Genomic DNA, 1425 nt, shown 5'->3' with positions numbered 1-1425 from the left:
TAATGCCGTTCGGATAAGCATCATCGTTTATACCTAAACGGGTACTTGGATGGCACAAAGAGGACTGAACGTGGAAACGTTCGGTCCTTTCTTTTGTCCGGCAGAATAAAGTGACTGACGGCCTCACGCATTTGCTTTAGTTTGGCAGGGAGTGTTCCATCTGGACTTAATGCTAACCACCTAAGCTGGGTGTCAATGAGGTTAATTGCTGCCGTAAAACTCACTCGAGTCGGCTTCACATCAGCATCTGCGGCTATCTGTACCATTTCTAGTCGCACTAAGTTATATGCTAGCAATACCCCCCAGAGTTCTTGTTTTACTCCAGATGGGAATCGACTTCTCAGGGTAACTTCGCTTTGCAACTGAGTTTGTTTTATCTCACCAAAGCCTTCTTCTATCTCCCAGCGTTGCCAGTAGATACGCAGTAGCTCTTCGAGTGGGTACTGATTTGGATCAGCCAAAGAGGTAATAAAACCTTCAATTTCACCCGCAGGATCTTTGTACAGTACAAGCCTTGCCTGCCAGGTGGCAGGCAGCTCAGAGTTCTTCTTTCTCGCCTGCGGGGATATTGGCATCTCGATGAGCATGTCGTTGTCAGCGTATTCCTCAATGACTTCATAACGAAGCTTACGTTTTATTGGTGTTAGCCAGTGACTATTAACTGCCGCTTCTTGCCAGTTAATCAGTAAATCTGCAGAGAAATAGCAACGGTCAAATAAGGTTAGTGAATTAGCGGGAACATCAGTTAGCAGGCGATGCGCTAATGTCACTTCACCAACATTGCACGCATCAAATGATGCGCCCAGCATCATGCGAGTTTCAGCAGCCATCAGTCCAACTAATCGAAGCTGAGGGTAAGGTTTGTAACTCTTAGAAATGAAGCCAAATGATTCAGCATTTTCTTCTGAGTCAGGGCATCGAAAAGTCGTACCGTCGACAGCAAGAACATTGAGGTTTAGGACGATGTTTAGCTGAAGTGCATCGGCTTCCCACGCCGAAACAGCGGTCTTAAAAAGCGCAGCTAAGGGAGCTTCATCTAATCGACGTCGACTGTCTGTGAGGACACTAGGCGCAACTCTAGACCAACTATTCTCGGGTTGAGGTTGGAGTGCTAAGTCTAGAGAGCTGCATACTTCCTTGATAGACTTGTTGCGTTGTAAACCCATCCAAATGACGAGCCATACGGCTTGTTGAGCTGGTAATCGGCGACGCCGAATACTTGCTTTGTTAGTATTATGAAGAGCCTGTTCAATCCATTCCATCTCAATAGCATTAACAACAGACTCATAGTTACTACTATTTTCCATCGTTTCATGCGCTTGGTTTAACTCATCAACTAACATATAAAAATCCCTACCAACAAACGTTGGTAGGGATTATTACGCAATCTTAGGATCGTTCAAGTACCTTAAACGATCGGCATTA

At 45.3% G+C, this 1425-nt stretch carries 1 protein-coding gene; it reads right to left on the bottom strand.

Annotated features, from left to right (window positions below):
• Positions 1–20 precede the first annotated feature (20 nt).
• On the bottom strand, positions 21–1343 hold the full coding sequence (locus C9J41_RS21560) for an IS4 family transposase (protein ID WP_107295016.1): 1323 nt from the start codon (positions 1341–1343) through the stop codon (positions 21–23).
• Positions 1344–1425: the final 82 nt, after the last annotated feature.

The sequence above is a fragment of the Photobacterium sp. GB-50 genome (genome assembly GCF_003026755.1).
In the GTDB taxonomy this organism is placed as follows: domain Bacteria; phylum Pseudomonadota; class Gammaproteobacteria; order Enterobacterales; family Vibrionaceae; genus Photobacterium.
The sequence above is the reverse complement of the archived record's forward strand: the minus strand, read 5'-3'. Positions and strand labels throughout refer to the sequence as shown.